At 66.4% G+C, this 22045-nt stretch carries 22 protein-coding genes; 19 read left to right on the top strand and 3 right to left on the bottom strand.

The window, feature by feature from the left end; all coding sequences use genetic code 11:
- Positions 1-58: 58 nt before the first annotated feature.
- From MTBSS4_RS19010 to MTBSS4_RS18930, 17 genes are all read left to right on the top strand, one after another.
- A complete protein-coding gene (locus MTBSS4_RS19010) occupies positions 59-865 on the top strand; it encodes a dihydrodipicolinate reductase C-terminal domain-containing protein (RefSeq protein ID WP_173984941.1) in 807 nt (268 codons plus the stop codon).
- A gap of 88 nt (positions 866-953) precedes the next feature.
- Positions 954-3221, top strand: a complete 2268-nt coding sequence (locus tag MTBSS4_RS19005; RefSeq protein WP_173984940.1) for a trehalose-6-phosphate synthase — start codon at positions 954-956, stop codon at positions 3219-3221.
- 1 nt (position 3222) lies between these two features.
- Entirely contained in the window at positions 3223-3984 is a 762-nt protein-coding gene (gene otsB, locus MTBSS4_RS19000) for a trehalose-phosphatase (RefSeq protein ID WP_254432661.1), read from the top strand.
- Positions 3971-5764 (top strand): glycoside hydrolase family 15 protein, encoded by a 1794-nt coding sequence (locus tag MTBSS4_RS18995; protein WP_173984939.1) that lies wholly within the window; start codon positions 3971-3973, stop codon positions 5762-5764. The genes otsB and MTBSS4_RS18995 overlap by 14 nt, the downstream gene beginning before the upstream one ends.
- A 53-nt stretch (positions 5765-5817) precedes the next feature.
- Positions 5818-7410 (top strand): ATP-binding protein, encoded by a 1593-nt coding sequence (locus tag MTBSS4_RS18990; RefSeq protein WP_173984938.1) that lies wholly within the window; start codon positions 5818-5820, stop codon positions 7408-7410.
- The gene (locus tag MTBSS4_RS18985) at positions 7397-8026 is read left to right on the top strand and encodes a response regulator transcription factor (protein ID WP_254432660.1); all 630 of its coding nucleotides are present in this window, start codon (positions 7397-7399) and stop codon (positions 8024-8026) included. Before MTBSS4_RS18990 ends, MTBSS4_RS18985 begins: the two co-directional genes overlap by 14 nt.
- Before the next feature lie 114 nt (positions 8027-8140).
- Positions 8141-8509 carry a hypothetical protein gene (locus MTBSS4_RS18980; RefSeq protein ID WP_173984937.1) on the top strand — a complete coding sequence of 123 codons (369 nt, stop codon included), beginning with the start codon at positions 8141-8143 and terminating at the stop codon, positions 8507-8509.
- Positions 8506-8985, top strand: a complete 480-nt coding sequence (locus MTBSS4_RS18975) for a Na+/H+ antiporter subunit E (protein WP_173984936.1) — start codon at positions 8506-8508, stop codon at positions 8983-8985. Before MTBSS4_RS18980 ends, MTBSS4_RS18975 begins: the two co-directional genes overlap by 4 nt.
- A complete protein-coding gene (locus tag MTBSS4_RS18970; RefSeq protein WP_173984935.1) occupies positions 8985-9272 on the top strand; it encodes a monovalent cation/H+ antiporter complex subunit F in 288 nt (95 codons plus the stop codon). The genes MTBSS4_RS18975 and MTBSS4_RS18970 overlap by 1 nt, the downstream gene beginning before the upstream one ends.
- Entirely contained in the window at positions 9269-9595 is a 327-nt protein-coding gene (gene mnhG, locus MTBSS4_RS18965) for a monovalent cation/H(+) antiporter subunit G (RefSeq protein WP_173984934.1), read from the top strand. The genes MTBSS4_RS18970 and mnhG overlap by 4 nt, the downstream gene beginning before the upstream one ends.
- Positions 9592-10158, top strand: coding sequence for a DUF4040 domain-containing protein (locus tag MTBSS4_RS18960; RefSeq protein WP_173984933.1), 567 nt, complete (start codon positions 9592-9594; stop codon positions 10156-10158). Before mnhG ends, MTBSS4_RS18960 begins: the two co-directional genes overlap by 4 nt.
- Positions 10155-10589 (top strand): Na(+)/H(+) antiporter subunit B, encoded by a 435-nt coding sequence (locus tag MTBSS4_RS18955; protein ID WP_173984932.1) that lies wholly within the window; start codon positions 10155-10157, stop codon positions 10587-10589. The genes MTBSS4_RS18960 and MTBSS4_RS18955 overlap by 4 nt, the downstream gene beginning before the upstream one ends.
- 2 nt (positions 10590-10591) lie before the next feature.
- A complete protein-coding gene (locus MTBSS4_RS18950) occupies positions 10592-10948 on the top strand; it encodes a cation:proton antiporter subunit C (RefSeq protein WP_173984931.1) in 357 nt (118 codons plus the stop codon).
- A complete protein-coding gene (locus tag MTBSS4_RS18945; protein ID WP_217425584.1) occupies positions 10945-12432 on the top strand; it encodes a monovalent cation/H+ antiporter subunit D family protein in 1488 nt (495 codons plus the stop codon). Before MTBSS4_RS18950 ends, MTBSS4_RS18945 begins: the two co-directional genes overlap by 4 nt.
- A complete protein-coding gene (locus tag MTBSS4_RS18940; RefSeq protein WP_173984930.1) occupies positions 12429-13901 on the top strand; it encodes a monovalent cation/H+ antiporter subunit D family protein in 1473 nt (490 codons plus the stop codon). The genes MTBSS4_RS18945 and MTBSS4_RS18940 overlap by 4 nt, the downstream gene beginning before the upstream one ends.
- The gene (locus MTBSS4_RS18935) at positions 13898-14161 is read left to right on the top strand and encodes a hypothetical protein (RefSeq protein ID WP_173984929.1); all 264 of its coding nucleotides are present in this window, start codon (positions 13898-13900) and stop codon (positions 14159-14161) included. The genes MTBSS4_RS18940 and MTBSS4_RS18935 overlap by 4 nt, the downstream gene beginning before the upstream one ends.
- A complete protein-coding gene (locus MTBSS4_RS18930) occupies positions 14151-15836 on the top strand; it encodes a Na(+)/H(+) antiporter subunit D (protein ID WP_173984928.1) in 1686 nt (561 codons plus the stop codon). Before MTBSS4_RS18935 ends, MTBSS4_RS18930 begins: the two co-directional genes overlap by 11 nt.
- Positions 15837-15847: 11 nt before the next feature.
- Here MTBSS4_RS18930 and MTBSS4_RS18925 read toward each other — a convergent pair whose 3' ends face one another.
- Both MTBSS4_RS18925 and MTBSS4_RS18920 read right to left on the bottom strand, forming a co-directional pair.
- A complete protein-coding gene (locus MTBSS4_RS18925; RefSeq protein WP_173984927.1) occupies positions 15848-16783 on the bottom strand; it encodes an NAD-dependent epimerase/dehydratase family protein in 936 nt (311 codons plus the stop codon).
- On the bottom strand, positions 16783-17724 hold the full coding sequence (locus MTBSS4_RS18920) for an NAD-dependent epimerase/dehydratase family protein (protein WP_173984926.1): 942 nt from the start codon (positions 17722-17724) through the stop codon (positions 16783-16785). The genes MTBSS4_RS18925 and MTBSS4_RS18920 overlap by 1 nt, the downstream gene beginning before the upstream one ends.
- 318 nt (positions 17725-18042) lie before the next feature.
- Here MTBSS4_RS18920 and MTBSS4_RS18915 point away from each other — a divergent pair, with 318 nt between their 5' ends.
- Both MTBSS4_RS18915 and asnB read left to right on the top strand, forming a co-directional pair.
- Positions 18043-19236, top strand: coding sequence for a glycosyltransferase (locus MTBSS4_RS18915; RefSeq protein ID WP_173984925.1), 1194 nt, complete (start codon positions 18043-18045; stop codon positions 19234-19236).
- Between the two features lie 166 nt (positions 19237-19402).
- On the top strand, positions 19403-21301 hold the full coding sequence (gene asnB / locus MTBSS4_RS18910; protein WP_173984924.1) for an asparagine synthase (glutamine-hydrolyzing): 1899 nt from the start codon (positions 19403-19405) through the stop codon (positions 21299-21301).
- On the opposite strand, the gene MTBSS4_RS18905 is transcribed toward asnB, so the two are convergent.
- A partial coding sequence (locus tag MTBSS4_RS18905; RefSeq protein ID WP_217425583.1) for an asparagine synthase C-terminal domain-containing protein occupies positions 21298-22045 on the bottom strand: 748 nt, incomplete at its 5' end. The two genes, asnB and MTBSS4_RS18905, sit on opposite strands and share 4 nt — an antisense overlap.

The raw sequence follows: 22045 nt of genomic DNA, 5'->3' as shown, positions 1-22045 counted from the left end.
ACAGATAAGCCTTATCGATATTAAGCATGTTGCGGCGGTCGCGACGGGAGGGGCGTGGATGCGGGTCGGGTTGATGGGATTCGGCAAGACGGGACGGGCGGTGTCGTCCGTTCTCCTGGAGTCCAGGAGAACCGGCCTTCAATGGGTGATGCGGAGGTCCCATGCGCTGGAACACCGGTCGGTTCCCGAGTTCCTGGGGGTGGAATCCGACGAGCCCGGACGGATACATTCGATCGGGGACATAAGCGCCCAGGAATTGCTGGATCGCTATCCGGTCGATTTTATCGTCGATTTCTCGTCCGAGAACGGCATCGACTATTACGAAGAAGAGGCGGGGCGGCGCGGCGTCGCCGTCGTCAGCGCCGTGTCGGCCTATTCCGAGGACAAGCTGCGCCAGCTCCGGCGGCTGTCGGAACGCACGCGGGTGCTGCACTCGCCCAACATCACCCTCGGCGTCAATTTTCTGATCGTCGCCGCGAAGGTCTTGAAGAACATCGCTCCGCATGCTGACATCGAGATCGTCGAGGAGCACTTCAAGGCCAAGCAGGAGGTTTCTGGAACGGCGAGGGTCATCGCCGGGAATCTGAATTTGCCGGACGATTCCATCAAGACCATCCGGGCCGGCGGTATCATCGGCGTGCACGAGATCCTGTTCGGATTTCCTCATCAGACGGTCAGGCTGAAGCATGAATCCATCGCCAGGGAGGCCTTCGGCACCGGCATCTTGTTTGCCATCGACAATATGCCGAGGGAACCGAACGGCCTGTTCACCATGGAGGACCTGATGCGGCCCTATTTCAGGCTGAACGCCACTGAACGGGAATTCACGGACGAACGCAAGAATCCATGGTGGCGGATTTGGTAATCCGGAAACGCCATGCCTGCCATGCCGGTGACACAATCTGGTCTCATCATGGACGAGAGACGCCGGCCCTATCAGAAAGGTTAGATCGATGCTGATGGCATTCCGGTTCATCGTGCCGCTGCTGCTGGTCCTGGGCGGCATCGCCTGGGGGGCGACGCCGCTGGTGGGCGGACTGATCGAACGCTGGTTCCGCGCCGACGTGGATATGCGGTCCCAACTGGTGTTCCACTCGATTCAGGATACCGTCACCCGGCTGGCCGCCGCCGCCGCCGCCGCTCCCTCCGACCGCAAGGCCGGCCGCGAGATCACGGCCCTGTTCCAGCGCATCACCCAGGACGAGCGGCTGCTGGCCCTGGGGTTGTGTTCAGTCGACGGCCAGTTGAAGCACCATTCGTCGGCCTGGCCCAAGGGGTTGAACTGTCCGCCGGCGCCGCTGTCGGGGCAGGTCTCGACGGTCCAGCATCTCGACGAGGGGCCGGTTCTGGCCGCCAGTTTCGCCCTGGCCGTCGAAGGGGTTCCGTCCGGAACCCTGGTGATTCTCCACGACCTCAGTTTCATCGAGCGGCGCAGTTCCAGCGCCGAGCTTTATCTGGCCGGGTTTCTCGGACTTCTCGGGGTGGGTGCGGCGGGCGTGACCGTCATCGTCGCCCGCCTGACCCTGCGCGGCTGGATTCGGGCCATGCGCAAGGGGCTGGCCTCCCGGGGCGACGGCAACGAGGACCGGACGCTGGGGCCGGACATCGCGCCGCTGGTGCGCGAGATGAGGACCATGCTGCGCCAGATGGACGCCCCCGGCCGTCTGGCCGATACCATCCGGGTCGACTGGAGCCCGGAATCGCTGCGCCGCGTGCTGCATACCGAACTGCCCGGGGCCGAGGTTCTGGTGGTTTCCAACCGCGAACCCTACATCCACAACATGGAGAACGGCGAAATCACCATGCAGCGGCCGGCCAGTGGGTTGGTGACGGCGCTGGAACCGATCATGCGGGCCTGCGGCGGCACCTGGATCGCCCACGGCAGCGGCTCGGCCGACCATCTGACCGTGGATTCCGCCGACCGGCTGCCGGTGCCGCCGGAATCTCCGGCCTACATGCTGCGGCGGGTCTGGCTGTCGGACGAGGAGCAGGACGGCTATTACTACGGTTTCGCCAACGAGGGGATGTGGCCGCTGTGCCACATCGCCTTCGTGCGCCCGACCTTTCGCGCCTCGGACTGGGAGCAGTACGTGGCGGTCAACCGGAAATTCGCCGACACCGTGGTGGCCGAGGCCCGCACCCCCAACCCGGTGGTGCTGGTCCAGGACTATCATTTCGCCCTGCTGCCCCGGATGATCCGCGAGCGCCTGCCCGAGGCCACCATCATTACCTTCTGGCATATTCCCTGGCCCAATCCCGAGGTGTTCAGCATCTGCCCATGGAAGGAGGAGATTCTGTCCGGTCTGCTGGGCTCTTCCATCCTGGGCTTCCATACCCAGTTCCATTGCATCAACTTCCTGGATTCGGTCGACCGCTTCCTGGAAAGCCATATCGACCGGGAACTGAGCACCGTCCGGACCGGCGACAGCACCACCCTGGTCCGGCCCTATCCCATTTCCATCGAATGGCCTCCCGCCGCCCTGGCCGGGCAGCCGCCGGTGGAGGAGTGCCGCAAGGACGTGCGCAAGCGGTTCGGAATCGCCGCCGACGTCCTGCTTGGTGTCGGCGTCGAGCGATTCGACTACACCAAGGGCATCGCCGACCGTTTCCACGCGGTGGAATGCCTGCTGGACAACCATCCCGAATGGATTGGCCGCTTCAGCCTGCTTCAGGTGGCCGCGCCCACCCGCTCGCGCCTGTCCGCCTATCGCGACACCCAGGTCGAGGCGGAAAAGACCGCCGAGGCCGTCAACGCCCGCTTCCGGCGCAAGGGCTGGCAGCCGATCATCCTGGTGCCCCGGCATCACGAGCCCGAGGAGGTGTTCACTTTGTTCCGCGCCGCCGATCTGTGCCTGGTCTCCAGCCTTCACGACGGCATGAATCTGGTGGCCAAGGAATTCGTCTCGGCCCGCGACGACGAGGATGGGGTTCTGATCCTGTCGACCTTCGCCGGAGCGTCCCGCGAATTGCTGGAGGCGCTGATCGTCAATCCCTACGACGTCCACGCCATGGGAGAGGCCCTGCATGCCGGCCTGTCGATGCCGGCCGAGCAGCGCCACGAACGCATGCGGCTGCTGCGCGAGATGGTCGGCGAGAACAACATCCACTTCTGGGCCGGCCGGATGCTGCTGGACGCCGCCCGCATGCGCAAGCGCCGCAATATCGAGCATCGCATCGCGGCGGTGTCGCACGGGCCGGAATCCCGGAACCGGAGTGCCTGACATGAGTGACGCCGCGCCGCCGCCGCTGGCCGACTGGGACGGCTGGGCCTTGTTCCTCGACATCGACGGAACCCTGCTCGATCTTGCCCCCACCCCGGACGAGGTCATCGTTCCCGCCACCTTGCCGCACCGGCTCGATTCCCTGACGGCCAAGCTGTCGGGGGCCCTGGCCCTGATCAGCGGCCGCAGCCTGACAGAGATCGACCGGCTGTTTCCCGACCGCCACGACGTCGCCGGAACCCATGGCGTCGAGTTGCGGGCCGGCGGGGTCCAGGCCATGCTGGCGACGGCCTGGCCCGATGACCTGACGGCCGCCATCAGGGCCGCCGCCGGCCGGCTGCCCGGCGTTCTGGTCGAGCGCAAGACCTGCGCCGTGGCGCTGCATCACGCCCGCGTCCCCCATCAGGCCGGCGCGGTGCTGTCCCTGGCGGAAAGCGTCATCGCCGGGGCGGCGGTTCCGCTTCGCCTGCTTCTTGGCAAGGGCGTGGTCGAACTGGTTCCCGACGGGGCCGGCAAGGGCCGGGCCATCGAACGGTTCATGGAAAATCCCCCCTATCTGGGCCGGACCCCGGTCTTCGTCGGCGATGACGTCACCGACGAGGACGGCTTCGCCGCCGTCAACCGCATGGGGGGGATGTCGATCCATGTGGGCGACCGGCCCTCGGCCGCGACGTACCGCTTGTCTAATCCGGCCTCGGTCCGGTGTTGGCTGGCGCATCTGGATGGTCTGACCGGAGATATGAACGATCATGAACACACTTGAACTCGGCGCCATCGGCAATTGCACCATCGCCGCCCTGATCGACGCCAGGGCCACCATCGTCTGGGCCTGCTTTCCCCGGCTGGACGGCGACGCGGCCTTTTCCGCCCTGCTGAACGACCATGTCGGCGGTGACGGCGGGCGGGATGGAGCGTTCTCCCTGGAACTGGCGGACCAGTTGCACGCCGACCAGGCGTACCTGCCCAATTCGGCGATTTTGCGGACCACCCTTTACGACCGCCACGGCGGCGTGGTGGAAATCACTGATTTCGCGCCGCGCTTCGCCCAGCACGAGCGGATGTTCCGTCCGCCGATGATCGTCCGGCGGATCACCCCCACCCAGGGGCGTCCCCGTCTGCTGGCCCGCCTACGGCCACGGTTCGAGAACGGCAGCCTGACGCCCGAGGTCACCCGGGGCAGCAATCACATCCGCTACGTCTCGCCGGGTCAGACCCTGCGCCTGACCACCAACGCCCCGGTTTCCTACATCATCGAGGAACGCCCCTTCGTCCTCGACCGCCCCATCGAGATGCTGTTGGGCAGCGACGAAAGCCTTCAATCCGGCATCGAGGCCACCGCCCGCGACCTGTTCGAGCGGACCCTGGACCACTGGCGCAGCTGGGTGCGGGCGCTGTCGATTCCATTCGAATGGCAAGATGCGGTGATCCGCGCCGCCATCACCTTGAAGCTGTGCAATTTCGAGGAGACCGGCGCCATCGTGGCCGCCCTGACCACCTCGATTCCCGAGGCGCCCGAGACCGAGCGCAACTGGGATTACCGGTTCTGCTGGCTGCGCGACGCCTATTTCGTCATCCATGCCCTGAACCGTCTGGGGGTCACCCGGACCATGGAGGACTATCTGCGCTTCATCAACGACATTGTCGAGGACACCACCGAAAGCGAGTTGCGGCCGGTCTACGGCATCACCCGCGACGCCTCGATCGACGAGAGGGTGGTTCCCCACCTGTCGGGATACCGGGGCTTTGGTCCGGTCCGGGTCGGCAACCAGGCCCATCTTCAGGTCCAGAATGACGTCTATGGCAGCGTCGTGCTGGCCTCGACCCACGCCTTCTTCGACCGGCGCCTGACCCATCCCGGCAATGCCGCCATGTTCGAACAGCTGGAACACCTGGGAAACCGCGCCGTCGCCGTCTTCGACAAGCCCGACGCCGGGCCGTGGGAATTGCGCACCATCGCCTCGGTCCACACTTTCTCGGCGGTGATGTGCTGGGCCGCCTGCGACCGGCTGGCCAAGATCGCGCGACATATCGGCATGGCCGATCGCGCCGTGCATTGGCGCCGCGAGGCCGACCGGCTGCATGCGGCCATTTGCGAGCAGGCGTGGAACGCTGAACTGGGCAGCTTCGTCTCCACCTTCGGCGGGCGGGAGATGGACGCCACCTTGCTGCTGCTGCACGAGGTCGACTTCCTGGAGACCGGCGATCCCCGCTTCGCCGCCACCGTCGACGCGGTGGCGGCAAGCCTGCGCATGGGCGACGTCCTGTTCCGCTACGCCGCCGAGGACGATTTCGGCCGGCCCAAGACCGCCTTCGTCATCTGCGTGTTCTGGTATATCGACGCCCTTGCCACCCTGGGGCGCCATGGCGAGGCCCGCGACCTGTTCGAGACCGTCCTGGCCAGGCGCAATCCGCTGGGCCTGCTGTCCGAGGACATCGACCCCCGCAGCGGCGAGTTGTGGGGCAATTTTCCCCAGACCTATTCCATGGTCGGCCTGATCAACTGCGCCATGCGGCTGTCGGCCAATTGGGAAGAGGCCTTCTGAGCGATCCCGACAGTTGCTATGGTCATGCCGACGATCATGTGGAGTCGGCGGCGATGCGCCCATACCTGGCCTTCGGAGGACGCGCGGTCGCTTTCGCCGTGCTGTACGTGCTGCTGGATGGGCTGAGTTTCGTCCATGACTTCCACGGCATGGCCATCACCCCCTGGAATCCCAACAGCGGTCTCGCCGTCGCCTTCCTGCTGCATTTCGGCCCGCGGCACTGGCCGATCGTCGGCGGGGCCGCCCTGATCGCCGATCTCAGCATTCGCGACATGCCCCTTGAGCTGTCCGTCCTGGGCGAACTCGCGTTCTCGGTCCTGTACGGGGCGGCCAGCCTGATCCTGCTGCGCCGGGGGGGGGAACGGCTTGCCCTTGCCCATCCCCGCGACATGGCCCTGTTCCTGTTCGTCGTCGCGGCTGCGTCGCTGCTGGTGGCGGCGTCGCGGGCCGGTCTCGCCGTTCTGCTGATTCCGGTGGATTCCGCCTGGGTCGGGGGCATGGTGATCCGGCAATGGATCGGCGACATGATCGGCATCGCCCTGGTGACGCCGCTCGCCCTTCTGCTGCTGTCCCGTCCGCGGGGCGGCATCCGCTTCACCCCCACCCTGGCGGGGCAACTGGCGGCGATGGCGGCGGCGGCGGCGATCGTGTTCGGCTGGGAGGCCACCGACGAGTTCAAGTTCTTCTATCTGCTGTTCATCCCGCTGGTGTGGGGAGCCCTGACCGGCGGGCTGCCGACGGCCCTGGTGCTGGTTCTGGTCGCCCAGCTGGGAATGATCCTGGCCACCTCGATGCGGGCCATGAACGACGACAAGGTGGTGGCGCTGCAATTCGCCATGCTGACCGCCGTCCTGACCGGCAGCTTTCTCGGGGCCACCGCCGATGCCCGCCGACGGGCCGAGCTGGATGCCCGCGAGCGGCTGGGAGATCTGGCCCGGCTGGGGCGGATATACTCGACCAACGAGATCGCCGCCGGCCTCGCCCACGAGATCAAGCAGCCCATGCTCGCCATCGTCAATTACGTGGGAGCCGCCGTCAGGCTGCTGGAGCAGTCGCCCCCCAACGTGGCCGAGGCCCTGCGCCTGATGCGCAACACCGACACCCAGGTGGCCCGCGCCGACGGGATCATCCGGCGCATGCGCGATTTCGTCCAGAAGGGCGAGAACCGCATCAGGTGTCTCGACATCGCCGAAATCGTCCAGGAGGCCATGGACCTGATGCTGCCCCTGACCCGGCGTCACGGCATCGCCGTCGAATTCCGCAAGGAAGGGGCGCTGCCGCCGGTGGTGGTGGACGATATCCAGATTCTTCAGGTGGTGGTCAACCTGTTGTCCAACAGCATCACCGCCATCGCCGAGGCCGGCGGTCCGGCGGGGACCATCTCGGTGGCGGCCCGCTTGGCGGGCCGCTCGTCCGTCGAGGTCGCCGTCTCGGACAGCGGCCCCGGATTGCCGGAGGACGTGGCCGATTCCTTGTTCCAGCCGTTCATGACCACCCGGCCGGAGGGGGTTGGAATCGGCCTCAGCATCAGCAAGGCCATCGTCGAGGCCCACGACGGCCGGCTGTGGTATGATCGGGCGGCTTCAGGAGCCGGGGCCACCTTCAGGTTCACCCTTCCGGCGGATGATGGGGATGATGAGGTCTGACGTCGAGATATGGATCGTCGACGACGACGACGCGGTGCGGGATTCGCTGGCGGCCCTGCTGGCGGGCGAGGGCTATCACGCGCGCGGCTTCGCCTCGGCGCGAGAGTTCCTGGACTTCATCGGCGACGGCGCGCGGGGATGCCTGATCAGCGACATCCGCATGCCGGGGCTGTCGGGCCTCGATCTTCAACAGCGTCTTCTCGAATCGGGCATCCGGATTCCCATCATCTTCATCACCGGCCATGCCGACGTGCCCATGGCGGTCAGGGCGCTGAAGGGCGGCGCCTTCGATTTCCTCGAAAAGCCGTTTCCCAACCATGTTCTGCTGACCTGCTTGGCCGAGGCGCTGGCCCGTTCCCCGGTGGGGGATCGCGAGCGCATCGCCGGAACCCTGGCCCGCTTCGCCCTGCTGACCGAGCGGGAACGCCAGGTGATGGCGCTGGTGGTCGACGGCTTCACCAGCAAGGAAGCAGCCCGCACCCTGGGGATATCGCCCCGGACGGTGGATATCCATCGTACCCGGGTGATGGAAAAGATGGGCGCCGACGGGCTGGCCGATCTGGTTCGCCAGGCGCTTCTGATCAACGCGGAACCGGCCGCGTCCGCCAATCCGTAGCATTACCTAGGCAGATGTCGCTAGGTGCTGGCGCGAACTGGCGCCGGGCCGACTATCTTGCTGTAATTCCTGACGAATAGGGGCACTGGCGCTCCATCGGAAGGACTATGGGCGATGCGGCCGAACTCCGTGGTCATTCTTGTCAGCGACGGTCTCGCCCGCGACTTTCTCGCCGGGTGGTGCCGGGATCGCGGCATCTCGGTCGCCTGGGCCGACGACCGCACCGACATCGTCGAGGCCATCGCCGCCACCGATGCCGGCGCCCTGATCACCGACCGTCTGCACCGTATCGGCTTTCGCCGCATCTCCATCGAGGAATTGCGGACACACTGTCCGGGCATCCGGATCGTGGCGGTTCCGGTGCGCGGCTATCTCGAAGGAGACATGGAACGTCTGGCCATGGTGGTCGGGGCCGACGAGATCCTGGCCGACCCGCGGGCGCCCGAAGCCGGCCGCAAGCCGCCGGAACGGGGGGGGACATGAGACACGCCCTCAGCCTCTTTCTGATTCTGTTCGGGCTGTGGCTGATCATGTCCGGCCATTACCTGGGCTGGCTGGTCGCCCTGGGCGCGGCGTCGGCGGCGCTGACCGTCTGGATCGCCCGCCGGCTGGAGGCCATCGACCACGAGGGGCACCCCCTGCATCTGGCGTGGCGCGGCATGCCCTATTGGGGCTGGCTGCTGGTGGAGATCGTCAAGTCCAACATCGACGTGGCCCGGGCCATCCTGTCCAGCCCGGCGGCCATCGATCCCAGCGTGTTCAAGATCAAGGCCGGACAGCGGGACGAACTGGGCTGGGCGGTTCACGCCAATTCCATCACCCTGACGCCCGGCACGGTGACCATGGCCATCGACGCCGACGGAACCTTCACCGTCCACGCCCTGACCCGCGCCTCGCGCCAGGGGGTGGAAAGCGGCGAGATGGACCGGCGCGTCTCCCGCCTGATGGGGGAAGCCTGATGTTCGCCGCCGCCGCCGCCGCGCTGCTGGTTGCCATGGCCATGGCGCTGGTCCGCGCGGTGGCCGGACCGACGGTCTACGACCGCATCCTGGCGGTCAACGCCATCGGCACCAAGACCCTGCTGATGATCGCGGTGGTGGGATTTCTCACCAGACGGCCGGAATTCCTCGACATCGCCCTGGTCTACGCCCTGATCAACTTTATCGGCACGGTGGCGGTGACCAAGTTCGTCAAGCATCGCCATCTCGGCCATCCCGCCAATCTGAACGGGGAGGGCGAGCTGTGATCGCCGGGCTGCTCGACATGGCAAGCTGGGGCCTGGTCCTGGCCGGGTCGCTGGTCATCCTGGTGGGGACCCTGGGGCTGCTCCGGCTGCCCGACCTGTTCACCCGCCTGCACGGAACCGGCATGACCGACACCATGGGCGCCGGCCTGCTGGTGCTCGGCATGCTGCTCCAGACCACCGACTGGCTGATCGCCGTCAAGCTGGTCCTGATCCTGGTGTTTCTCGCCATCACCAGCCCGACCACCTCTCACGCCCTGGCCAGTGCCGCCCTTTACGGCGGCCTGACGCCCTGGCGCCTGTCCGACCGCAAGGATGAGCCATGATCGAGCTGATCGACGTCGCCCTGCTGTGCATGATGGCGGTGTCGGCCCTCGCGGTGCTGTGGCTGCGCAACCTGTTCGCCGTGGCCATGCTGGCGGGAAGCTACAGCCTGATGGCGGCGACCCTCTACGTGGTTCTCGATGCCGTCGACGTCGCCTTCACCGAGGCCGCGGTGGGGGCGGGAATCTCCACCGTCCTGATGCTCGGCGCCCTGACCCTGGTGCCGCACGAGGAGAAGCCGTCCGGGCGTCACGCCTTGTCGGGGCTGGTGGTGACGGTCGGGCTGGGGGCGCTGCTGATCTACGCCACCCTTGACATGCCCAGCTTCGGCGATGCCGGCGCTCCGGTCCACCGGCACGTCGCCAACCGCTATATCGAGGATTCCGCGGCCGAGGTCGGGCTTCCCAACGTGGTCACCTCGGTCCTGGCCAGCTATCGTGGCTACGACACCCTGGGCGAGACCACCGTGATCTTCACCGCCGCCATCGGAGTCCTGGCGGTGCTTGGCTGGGGCGGGCGGCCCGGCCGGCGGCGGCCCCCCGCCGACGGGGAGACGCGGCCATGAGGGAAAAGCCGATCCTGCGGGTGGCGACCAAGCTGCTGGTTCCCTTCATCCTGCTGTTCGCCCTCTACGTCCAGTTCCACGGCGATTTCGGCCCGGGGGGCGGCTTTCAGGCCGGAGTGATCTTCGCTTCCGGCTTCATTCTCTACGCGCTGGTGTTCGGGCTGGATTTCGCCCGCGATGCGCTGCCGGCGGCGGTTCGGCGGGTCGGCATGTCCTGTGGCGTGCTGATCTATGCCGGCGTCGGGGTGGCCGGCATGCTGACCGGCGGGCGCTATCTCGACTACTCGGTGCTGGCGGCCGACCGCCTGGCGGGCCAGCACATCGGCATCTTTCTGGTGGAACTGGGGGTCGGGCTGTGCGTCTTCACCGCCCTGACCACCATCTTCTTCGTCTTCGCCGGGCGGAATCGGGACCTGGGGCCGGGAGACTGACCATGGAAGTTCCTGGGCTGTTCAATTACTGGATGGTGGTCGTGCTGATGATGGCGGGGCTTTACACCGTCATCGCGCGGGGCAATCTGGTCAAGAAGATCGTCGGGCTGAACGTGTTTCAGATCTCGGTCTTCGTCTTGTACATCACCATGGGCAAGATCACCGGCGGCACCGCGCCGATTCTGGGCGGCGGTCTCGCGCTTTATTCCAATCCGCTGCCGCATGTGCTGATCCTGACCGCCATCGTGGTCGGCGTCGCCACTACCGCCCTCGGCCTTGCCCTGATCGTGCGCATCCGCGAGGCCTACGGCACCATCGAGGAAGACGAGATCCTGGACATGGAGCGGGGCGAGACATGACCATCTCGGAGCATCTGCCGGCGCTGGTGGTGGTGCTGCCGCTGATGGCGGCGCCGGCCTGCGTCATGCTGCGCCATCCGTTCGCCGCCTGGCTGGTCGCCTCCGGGACGAGCTGGCTGTGCCTGCTGATGTCGGCGCTGTTGCTGCGCCAGGTCGCGGATCACGGGGCGTTCAGCTATCAGCTCGGCAACTGGGCGGCGCCCTGGGGCATCGAATATCGCATCGATATGGCCTCGGCCTTCATCCTGGTGATCGTTTCCGCCATCGCGGCGGTGGTGTCGCTGTACGCCCGCGCCAGCGTCGCGCACGAGATTGAGCAAAGCCGCCAATATCTGTTCCACGCCCTGTTCGTGGTGTGCCTCAGCGGCCTGCTGGGCATCGCGATCACCGGCGATGCCTTCAACCTGTTCGTCTTTCTGGAGATATCGTCACTGTCCACCTATGCCATGGTGGCGCTGGGGCGCGACCGGCGGGCGTTGACGGCGGCGATGCGCTATCTGGTCCTGGGGACGGTCGGCGCCACCTTCTACGTGATCGGCGTCGGCCTGGCCTACATGATGACCGGAACCCTGAACATGGCCGATCTGGCCGCCCGCCTGCCGGCGGTGATCCACACCAGCACGGCCCAGGCCGGCCTGGCCTTCCTGGTCATCGGCATCGGCCTGAAGATGGCGGCGTTTCCGCTGCATTTCTGGCTGCCCGACGCCTATGCCCACGCTCCGTCCGCCGCCTCGGCCTTCCTGGCCGGGACGGCGACCAAGGTCGCGGTCTACGCCTTCCTGCGCATGGTCGTCGGCGTGTTCGGCGCCACCGGAATCCTTGCCGTCGCCGCGATGGCCGACATGCTGATGGTGGTGGCGGTCCTCGGCATGGTGGTCGGCTCGGCGGTGGCCATCTGGCAGACCGATATCCGCCGGGCCCTGGCCTATTCCTCGGTGGCCCAGATCGGCTACGTCCTGTTGGGGATCAGCCTGCTGACCGAGGCCGGGCTGGCGGCCGGCATCGTCCACCTGTTCAATCACGCGGTGATGAAATCGGCCCTGTTCCTGGCCCTGGGATCGGTGTTCCTGCGGCTGGGGTCGGTGCGCATCGCCGATCTGGCGGGAATCGGCCGGCGGATGCCGCTGTCCATGGCGGCGTTCCTGGTGGCCGGGCTGAGCATGATCGGAGTTCCCCTGACCGTCGGCTTCGTCAGCAAATGGTATCTGGTCGAGGCCATCCTGCATAAGGGGCTGTGGCCGGTGGCGGTCCTGGTCCTGCTCAGCTCGCTGCTGGCCGTGGTCTACGTCTGGCGCGTCGTCGAGGTGATGTGGTTCGCCAAGCCGTCGGCCCTGGCGCTGACGGCGGTCGAGGCGCCCTTGTCCATGCTGGTTCCCACCTGGATGCTGGCCGGGGCGGCGGTGTGGTTCGGCGTTGACGCGACCGGGACCATGGCGGTGGCGCGCGCCGCCGCCGCCGTTCTGATGACGGGGGTGGGGCAATGACGCCGCAAACCCTGATCCTGCTTGCCCTGGCGATTCCGGTCGCCTGCATCGGGCCGGTCCTGCTGGCCCGGCGTCGGCCCGACCTGCGCGAGGCGTTCAGCCTGCTGGCCGGCATCGCCACCTTTGCCTGCGTCTTGCTGCTGTATGGGATGGTGGCGGCGGGCGAGCGGCCCGAACTGGTCCTGGGCGAGATGCTGCCCGGCCTGCCTCTGGTCCTCAGGATCGAGCCGCTGGGCATGCTGTTCGCGCTGATCGCCTCGGGCCTGTGGCCGGTGACCACGCTGTATGCCATCGGCTACATGCGCGGTCACCACGAGAAGAACCAGACGCGCTTCTACGCCTTTTTTGCCCTGGCGATCTCCTGTGCCCTCGGCATCGCCTTTTCCGGGAACATGCTGACCCTGTTCGTGTTCTACGAAGCCCTGACCATCGGCACCTTTCCCCTGGTCACCCATGCCGGGACCAAGGCGGCCAAGCGGGCGGGACGGGTGTATCTGGGGATATTGCTGGGAACCTCGGTCTGCTTCCTGCTGCTGGCCATCGTCTGGACCTGGACGATCGCCGGAACGCTGGATTTCGTTCCAGGCGGCATCCTGGCCGGCAAGGTCGCCGATTGGGCGGTGGCGCCGCTGCTGGCCCTTTACGTGTTCGGCATCGGCAAGGCGGCGCTGATGCCGTTCCACCGCTGGCTGCCGGCGGCCATGGTGGCGCCCACTCCGGTCAGCGCCCTGCTGCACGCGGTGGCGGTGGTCAAGGCCGGGGTGTTCACGGTGCTGAAGGTCACCGTCCACATCTTCGGCCTTGACCTGCTGAATGCCGGCGGCGGCGTGCCATGGCTGGCCGGAGCCGCCGGATTCACCATCATCGCCGCCTCGCTGGTGGCGATGTCCAAGGACAACCTGAAGGCGCGGCTGGCCTATTCGACCATATCGCAGCTGTCCTATGTCGTCCTGGGGGCGATGATCCTGGCGCCGCTGTCGGTGATGGGGGCCAGCATCCACATCGCCGCGCACGCCTTCGGCAAGATCACCCTGTTCTTCGCCGCCGGGGCGGTGATGGTGGCCAGCCACAAGACCGAGATCAGCCAGATGGCGGGAATCGGGCGGCGGATGCCGTGGACCATGGGCGCCTTCGCCGTCGGCGCGTTGTCGATGATCGGGCTTCCGCCCACCGCCGGCTTCGTCAGCAAGTGGTACGTGCTGAACGGCGCCGTCGAATCCGGCCACATGGCGGCGGTCGGCGTGGTGATCGTCAGCACCTTGCTGAACGCCGCCTATTTCCTGCCCATCATCCATTCGGCCTTCTTCGGCGAGGAAAAGCATGACGGCGACCATCGCAACGACCATGGCGAGGCGCCGTTGCCGGCGGTGGCGGCGCTGGTGATCACGGCGACGGCGACGGTGGCGTTCTTCGTGGCTCCGGACTGGGCGATCGGCCTGGGCGGCGATCTGGTGGGGAGGGCGCGATGACCGAGACGTCCCGACATGCGTCCGATGACCATTGGCTGGTCCGTCCGGCGACCGTAAGGCGGCTGTGGATCGGCGGCATCGCATTGCTGGCCGGGCTGGTGGCGGCGGGAACGGCGGTGCACGGCCATGCCTATTTCGGCGTCGACGGCCTGTTCGCCTTCAATGCCTGGTATGGTTTCGGCGCCTGCGCCGCCATGGTGGTGGCGGCCAAGGTCCTGGGCGTCCTCCTGAAGCGAAAGGACACCTATTATGACCATTGAGGGGCTGCCTCCGGGCCTGCTCATGATCGCCGGAGCGCTGCTGCTGCCGTTCGTCGGCGCGGCGGCGCGGCGGGTCATGGTGCTGGCCCTTCCCCTGGCGGTCCTGGCCCTGGTCTGGATGCTGCCGGAAGGGTCCGGCCCGGCCCTGTCCTTCCTCGGCCAGAGCATCGCGCCGCTGCGCGTCGACGCGCTGGGGCGGCTGTTCGCCACCATCTTCCTGCTGATGGCGGCGGCCGGCGCGCTGTTCGCCCTCGGTCAGAGCCGGTTGCTGGAAGGCGTCGCCGCCTTTGTCTATGCCGGCAGCGCCGTCGGTGTCGTGCTGGCCGGCGACCTGATCACCGTGTTCGTGTTCTGGGAACTGATGGCGGTGGGCTCGACCCTGGTGCTGTGGGCGGCGGGGACGCCGTCGGCGGCGCGGGCGGCGATGCGCTATGTCCAGGTCCATCTGCTGGGCGGCGTGGTTCTGATGGTCGGCATCGTCGCCCATGTCGCCGCCACCGGCCAGACCGCCTTCGAGGCCATGCGGCCGGAGACCCTGGGAACATGGCTGATCCTGGCCGGCTTCCTGATCAATGCCGGGGCGCCGCCGTTCTCGGCCTGGCTGCCCGACGCCTATCCCGAGGCATCGTGGAGCGGCATGGTGTTCCTGTCCGCCTTCACCACCAAGACGGCGGTCTACGCCCTGATCCGCGGCTTTCCGGGAGCCGAGATCCTGATCGCGATCGGCCTGTTCATGGTGTTCTACGGCATCATCTACGCCCTGCTGGAAAACGACATGCGGCGCATCCTCGCCTACAGCATCGTCAATCAGGTCGGGTTCATGGTGACCGGGGTTGGCATCGGCACGGAAATGGCGCTGAACGGCGCCGCCGCCCACGCCTTCGCCCATATTCTCTACAAGGCGCTGCTGCTGATGTCGGCCGGTTCGGTGCTGCTGATGACCGGGCGGCGGCTGTGCAGCGACCTGGGCGGCCTGTTTCGCACCATGCCGGTGACCACGGCGTGCGGCATCATCGGCGCGCTGGCGATTTCGTCCTTTCCCTGGACGTCGGGCTTCGTAGCCAAGTCGATGATCGGCCAGTCGGCCGCCGATGGCGGTCTCGCGCTGACGTGGTTCCTGCTGACCGCCGCCTCGGCCGGGGTGTTCCTGCACGCCGGCATCAAGTTTCCGTGGTTCGTGTTCTTCCAGAAGGATTCCGGGCTGCGGCCCGCCGATCCGCCGTGGAGCATGCGTCTCGCCATGATCTTGCTGTCGGCCCTGTGCGTCGGCATCGGCGTGTTTCCCGGCCTGCTTTACGGATTGCTGCCCCATCCGGTCGACTATCAGCCCTATACGGCGGCTCATGTGGTCGAGATGCTCCAGCTTCTGGGATTTTCCGGGCTGGCGTTCTTCCTGCTGCTGCCAATGATGAAGCGGACCCGGACCGTCACCCTGGACGCCGACTGGCTTTGGCGGCGTCCGGGAGCGGCGGCGGCGACGCGGCTGTGGACCGGCCTTGCCGCCGTTTTCGCGGAACTGACGGCGACCGCCGCCGCCGCCGTTCGAAGCGTGGCCGACCATGCCCGCGCCCTGCACGGCCCCCGGGGCATCCTGGCCCGGTCCATGTCGTCGGGGGGCATGGCGGCCTTCGCCCTGGTGGCCCTGGGTCTGGCGCTGGTCGCGCTGTACCGGTAACCGGGAAAGGTCTAGCCCTTTCCGCCGCGCAAATGGGTGAAGCCCTGTCCGGCGCCATGGGCATCGTACCACGCCACCTGCCGCCGCAGGCCGTCATCGAGGCCGATCGTCGTTTTCCAGCCGAACGCCGCCTCGGTGGCGGACGGGTCCAGCAGCAGGTTGGAGACGTCGTCGGCATTGGGCGGCATCACCGCCGGCGGTTCCGCCAGCCGGACGCCAAGAATGTCGGCCAAGCGGTCGAACACCGTCTTGATGGCATGGTCTTGTCCCGATCCCACGTTGAACACGCCGCCGGGTGCCTGATCGTCCAGCGCCAGGTCCATCAGGCGAAGGAAATCCTCCATGGCCACGAAGTCGCGGCGGGTGTCGGCGATGGTGCAGGAAAGGCCCGCCTTCAGGCGCTTGTAGAACGTGGGAATCGGTCCGGAATAATGGCGTGGGCCATAGATGATGGCCATGCGGAAGGAGGCGTAGGACAGGCCGCTGAGCCCCAGATACCGTTCGGCGGCGTTCTTGGAAACAGCGTAGCTGGACAATGGCGCCAGAGGATGAGCCAGGGTGACCGGCCGCTCCACCGCCCGCCCATAACACAGCGACGTCTGGAAATTGATGAACCGCCGCACCTTCAGGCGCATGGCGGCGCATGTGACGTTGATGGTTCCGATCACGTTGGTGGAGACGTCCTCGGCCCAATCGTCGGGGTCCTTGTAGGCGGCGGCGGAATGAACGACATGGCTGGGCCGGAACCGATCGAACAGATCATCGACCATGGCGCGGTCGGCGATGGTGCCGCTGACGCTTTCCAGATTGGGGTGGGGCGCCAGACTGGCCGCCGCCGAGGTGGCCTGATTGTCCACGGACAAGACGACGTCGCCGGCGGCCAGGAGATGCCCGATCACGTTCGCCCCCAGGCAACCGCCGCCGCCGGTGACCAGCACCCTGCGCATCAGGTGTTGTCCGCGTTGATCTTGAGGTGGGTGTAGCCGCCCACCACGCCGAATTCCTTGTAGTATTCCACCGCCTCGGCGACCAGTCGGGTCATGGGCGTGAACTCGATGTCGCCGAAATCGGCGAAGGTCCGGCTGGGATCAAGCAGGATGGAAGGGGCGTCGTCCGGCCCAAGCTCCCTGATCTCGGGCTCGGGGCTGTCATTCAGGTGCATGGCGCTCACCACCGCCCGGTACAGATCCATGATGGCCACGTCCTGGCCGCTGGAAAAATGGTAGGTCCCGCTGCCGATGCCGTCGGCGGCGCGGATGACCACGCGGGCCAAATCCTTGGCGGCGACGAAATCCCGCCGCGCCTTGGTGACGAAGCACCGCTTCCCCTGGCCCAGGCGCTGGAAGAAAATCGGCAGCGGCCCGCTGAGGCCGCGTGGTCCGGTGACGTTGGCCAGCCGGAACGTCACGTAATCCAGGCCGGAAATCTCCAGATACTCCTCCGCGGTGGTCTTGGAGACGGCATAGCTGGAATTGGCGGGATTGCGGGGATGATCCAGCGGAATGGGGGTCTTCAGGGGCTTCAGCCCGTAGCACAGCGCCGTCTGGAAATAAATGAAACGCCCGGTCCCATGCCGGCGGCTCGCCGCGATGACGTTGACGCCGCCGACGCAGTTGGTCATGGCGTCGCCATGCCAGTCGTCCGGGTCCTTGTAGGAGGCGGCGGTGTGAATCACGACGTCGGGGCGGAACGTGGCGAAGACCGTCTCGACCAGGTCGCGGTCGGCGATCGAGCCTTCCACCACCCGGACCCCCGGACGCGCCGGCAGATGCTCTGGACGGCCAGTGGCGAAGTTCTCGATACCCACCACATCATCGCCGCGAGCAGCCAGGAGGTCGGCAACGTGCGAGCCGATCTGGCCGCAGATGCCGGTAATCAGGATATTCATGGCAACAAACGCTCCCTCGTGGTTTCAGTTCCGCTCGCGCAGTCGCTCACCGACGGCCGTCGACAGGATAGCGCCTTTTCGCATGTCGAACAGCCCGGCCGATACCCTTGGCTTTTCGATCGGGATCGGGGTTAATGATAGGAAACTTGGCGGAAGCAGGGCATTGATTCCACAAGTCCCAAATCACGCCGTGGGAATAAAGCTTAATTCGAGGCCGTATAAGTGATGTGGCAATTCATCGCCTTGGCAAGAATCCGTCATGGTCTGGATCGTATGGCGGCGGAACCCCTGGCCGCGGCCGGAAAGACGGCCTGAGTCATGCCTGGACGCGACCGGATCAACACCCTGTATCTCCATGCAAACGGCGATGGCATGTGGATGATCAAGGTCGACACCATTCTGCGCGGTATCCTGGGCTATGGCGATGGCGCGCAGCCGCCGCTGCTCCTGCGCCGTTCGCGCAAGGTCAACGCCTATTTCCGGTCGCTGGAGGACCGCTACGCCCCCATGTCCTATATCGCCGACTGGCGCGAGGCGTTTTGCCAATCGCCCCGGCTGAGGGTGGATGTCTGCAACATCAACAATCTGGTGGAATACGCCGGCCGCCTCCTGCGCATCCGGGACTATGATCTGATCGTCATCTCCCATGCCGCCGCCGGCGACGACCTGACCGTCCTGCTGCATTCCACCTCCTGGCTCAGCCGTCGGCGGGGCAAGCTGGTCATGTTTATCGGCAACGAATACGCCCTGATGGACCAGAAGATCGCGGTGATGCGCCGCCTTACCCCCGATCTGGTTTGCAGCCAGCTGCCGCGGGAAGCCGCCCAGCACCTGTACGGCGACACGGGGGCGCGTCGAATCGTTCCCATGCCTCACGCCCTCAATCCCGATCATTACCGCCACGACCCCGCCAGCCGCAGGGAAACGGATATCGGCTTCATCGGCGACATCTATCCGCCCTTCATCGGCGACCGCGAACGCACCGCCATCATCGAGTGGTTCGAGAACCATGGTCCGGCGGCGGGGGTCGTCTGCGATATTCGCAAGCGCCGGGTGGGGCGTCGGGACTGGGCCGCTTTTCTTAACGGCTGCAAGGCCGTTATCGGCGCCGAGGCCGGAAGCTATTACCTGAACGACGATTGCCGCCTGTTGGAGCAGGCCCGCCAGTACAGCGTCCGGCAAGGCGCCCAGGTTCGATTCGACGACGTCTTCGAGCGCTTTTTCAAGAACGCGCCAAGGCTGCTTTCGGGGAAGGCCATTTCATCGCGGCACTTCGAACCCATCGGCACCCGCACCTGCCAGATTCTGCTGGAAGGTGGGTACAACGGCATCCTGGAGCCCGAAATCCACTATATCGCGGTGAAGAAGGACCTGTCCGACGTCCACGCCGCCATCGAGCGCTTTCGCGACGCGACCTACCGCGCCCGCATCACCGATCAGGCCTACGACCATGTCATGTCGGGGCACACCTATGCCCACCGGGTCAACGCCGTCATCGACCTGCTCAGCTAACCTCCTTCCGAGGGGGCGGCCCCCGGCGGAAGCAACACCGGAAAGAATCGAAAGTGAGCGCTTTTCTCCTCGACTCCAAGGCCCGGCACACCGCCATCGACCGCGACACCCGGCCGGATTCGCCATCGATGGCCGTGACCGCGCCGCCAGGCGAGAGCGCCTGACCATGTGCGGCATCATGGGCGTCCTGTCATTGAACGGCGATCCCGTCCTCATGCCGGAACGGCGGCTGGAGGTCATGGGCCGGCTGCTCGCCCATCGCGGCCCCGACGCCGCCGGGACCTGGGTGTCCGCGGACAGGCGCTGCGGCTTCGGTCACCGCCGGCTCAGCGTCATTGATCTCGGCGCCGGCGCCGCCCAACCCATGACCGCCCCCAATGGTGCCGTCATCACCTATAACGGCGAGATCTACAATTACCGGGAACTGCGCTCGACCCTGGCCGGCCACTGGAACTTCCGCACCAATTCCGACACCGAGACCATTCTGGCCGCCTATGATCGCTGGGGCACCGATTGCGTCAGCCATCTGCGCGGCATGTTCGCCTTCGCCATCAGGGACGGCGACACGTTGTTCTGCGCCGTCGACCGCTTCGGCATCAAGCCGTTCCAGTACGCCACCATTGACGGCGTCCTCCATTTTGCCTCCGAGGCCAAGGCGCTGCTGCCGTTCCTGCCGGAGATCGCCACTAACGATCAGGCGCTGGGGGAATATCTGACCTTCCAGTATACCCTGGGCGCCCAGACCCTGTTCCAGGGGATCAACAGGCTGATGCCGGCCCATGCCATGGTCGTCGAACGCGGCCATGTCCGGATCTGGCGGTATTGGGACGTGGATTATCAGGTCGATTTCGATCATTCGCCGGCCTACTTCACCCGCCACCTCCGCGAGCTGGCCGAGGAAGCGATCCACCTCCACCTTCGCAGCGACGTGCCGGTGGGGGCCTATCTCAGCGGCGGCCTCGATTCCAGTCTGGTCGCCATCCTGGCCGGCCGCCAGACGGCCGGACGGCTGCAAGCGTTCCACGGCAAGTTCACCTGCCACCCCGGCTACGATGAAAGCCGGCATGCCGAACGCGCCGCCGCCGCCGCCGGAGCCGGACTGCACCAGATCGACATTACCGCCGCCGACTTCGAGGCCAACATCGCCAAGGTGATCTATCACCTGGACCAGCCGGTGGCCGGACCCGGCTCGTTTCCGCAATTCATGGTCTCCGGCCTGGCCCGCCGTCACGTCAAGGTGGTGTTGGGCGGCCAGGGCGGAGACGAGATTTTCGGCGGCTATGCCCGCTACCTGATCGCCTATTTCGAGCAATGCATCAAGGCGGCCATCGACGGCACCTATCACAACGGCAATTTCGTGGTCACCGCCGAATCCATCATTCCCAATCTCACGCTATTGCAGGAATACAAGCCGCTGATGTCCGAGTTCTGGCGCGACGGCCTGTTCGGTCCGCTGGACGAGCGCTATTTCCGCCTGATCGACCGGTCGGTGGACATGGGTGACGAGATCGACTGGTCCGGCATCGACCGTCCTGGCGTGCTGGCCCGCTTCAAGGGGCTGTTCGCCAGCGCCCGCATCGGCCCCAAGGCATCCTATTTCGATTCCATGACCCACTTCGACGTCAAGGGCCTGCTGCCCGCCCTGCTGCATGTGGAAGACCGGATGAGCATGGCCCATGGCCTGGAATCCCGGGTGCCGCTGCTGGACCACCGGTTGATCGAGTTCGCCGCCCAGATTCCCGCCGACGTCAAATTCAAGGACGGCCGCACCAAACACATGCTTAAAAGCGCCTTCACCGATCTGCTGCCGACCGAACTGGCGGAACGCCGGGACAAGATGGGCTTTCCCGTGCCGCTGAAGGAATGGTTCTCCGGCGAACTGAGGGACATGGTGCGGGGCGTGCTGGAGCGGGGCCGCTGCCCGGTCATCGACACCAAGGCGGCGCTGGCCCGCTTCGACAAGGGCGCCCGTTTCTCCCGCGCCGCCTGGGGTCTGTTCAGCCTGGAACTGTGGCACCAGACCTTCCATGACCGTGCCGCCGAATTTCGCGCCATGATGGATTAGAATGGGCGGGCGGGGTGGGTGCGCAGCCAGCTTTCCAGCACCACCACCGCCCAGATGCGGTACGTCATGGGAGCGCGGTCCTGATCGGCCAGGAATGCCTCGATGCTGGCCTGCCCCAGCCATTGCGACAGGCGGTTCTCACCTGGGCGCAGCAGCGAACGGGCCACCGCCAGCAAATTGCGGTCGCCCCACCCACGCATCGGGATGCCGAAGCCCTTCTTGGGTCGCTCCAGCCATCCGGCGGGCAGATGGCGCCGGGCAACCTCCTTCAACACCAGCTTGCCGCGTCCCGGAGCGAAGCAGGAATCCTCGGCCAGACTGGCGGCGAATTCCGCCACCTTGATTCCCAGTAATGGCGCCCGCACCTCCAGGGAATGGCGCATGCTCATGCGGTCGACCTTTGACAATACCGCGCCCGGCAAGTAATCCCTGGCATCCAGCTCGCGCAAGCAATTGCCCAGCGGCCGGGTCTCCCGCAACAGCGCCTGCCGCAGGCCGGCCAGTTCCGCCGCCAGTCCCGGCGGCATCTCTCCGAACAGAATGGCGATGTCGCGTTCGGGGAATTGCAGCAGCCTCGTCGAATAATAGGCGAGGTCGGGCCGCCACTCCGGATAGGGCAATTCCCCCGCCCGGAAGCGGGCCTGATCGTACAAGGTGGAGAAGTAACGGTCATAGCCGCCGAACATCTCGTCGCCGCCATCTCCCGACAGCGCCACCGTCACCTTGCGGCGGGTCAGCCGGCTG

This window comes from Magnetospirillum sp. SS-4 (genome assembly GCF_902729425.1).
Classification (GTDB): domain Bacteria; phylum Pseudomonadota; class Alphaproteobacteria; order Rhodospirillales; family Magnetospirillaceae; genus Phaeospirillum.
Note: the sequence above shows the minus strand (reverse complement) of the source record. Positions and strands in the feature narration are given on the sequence as shown.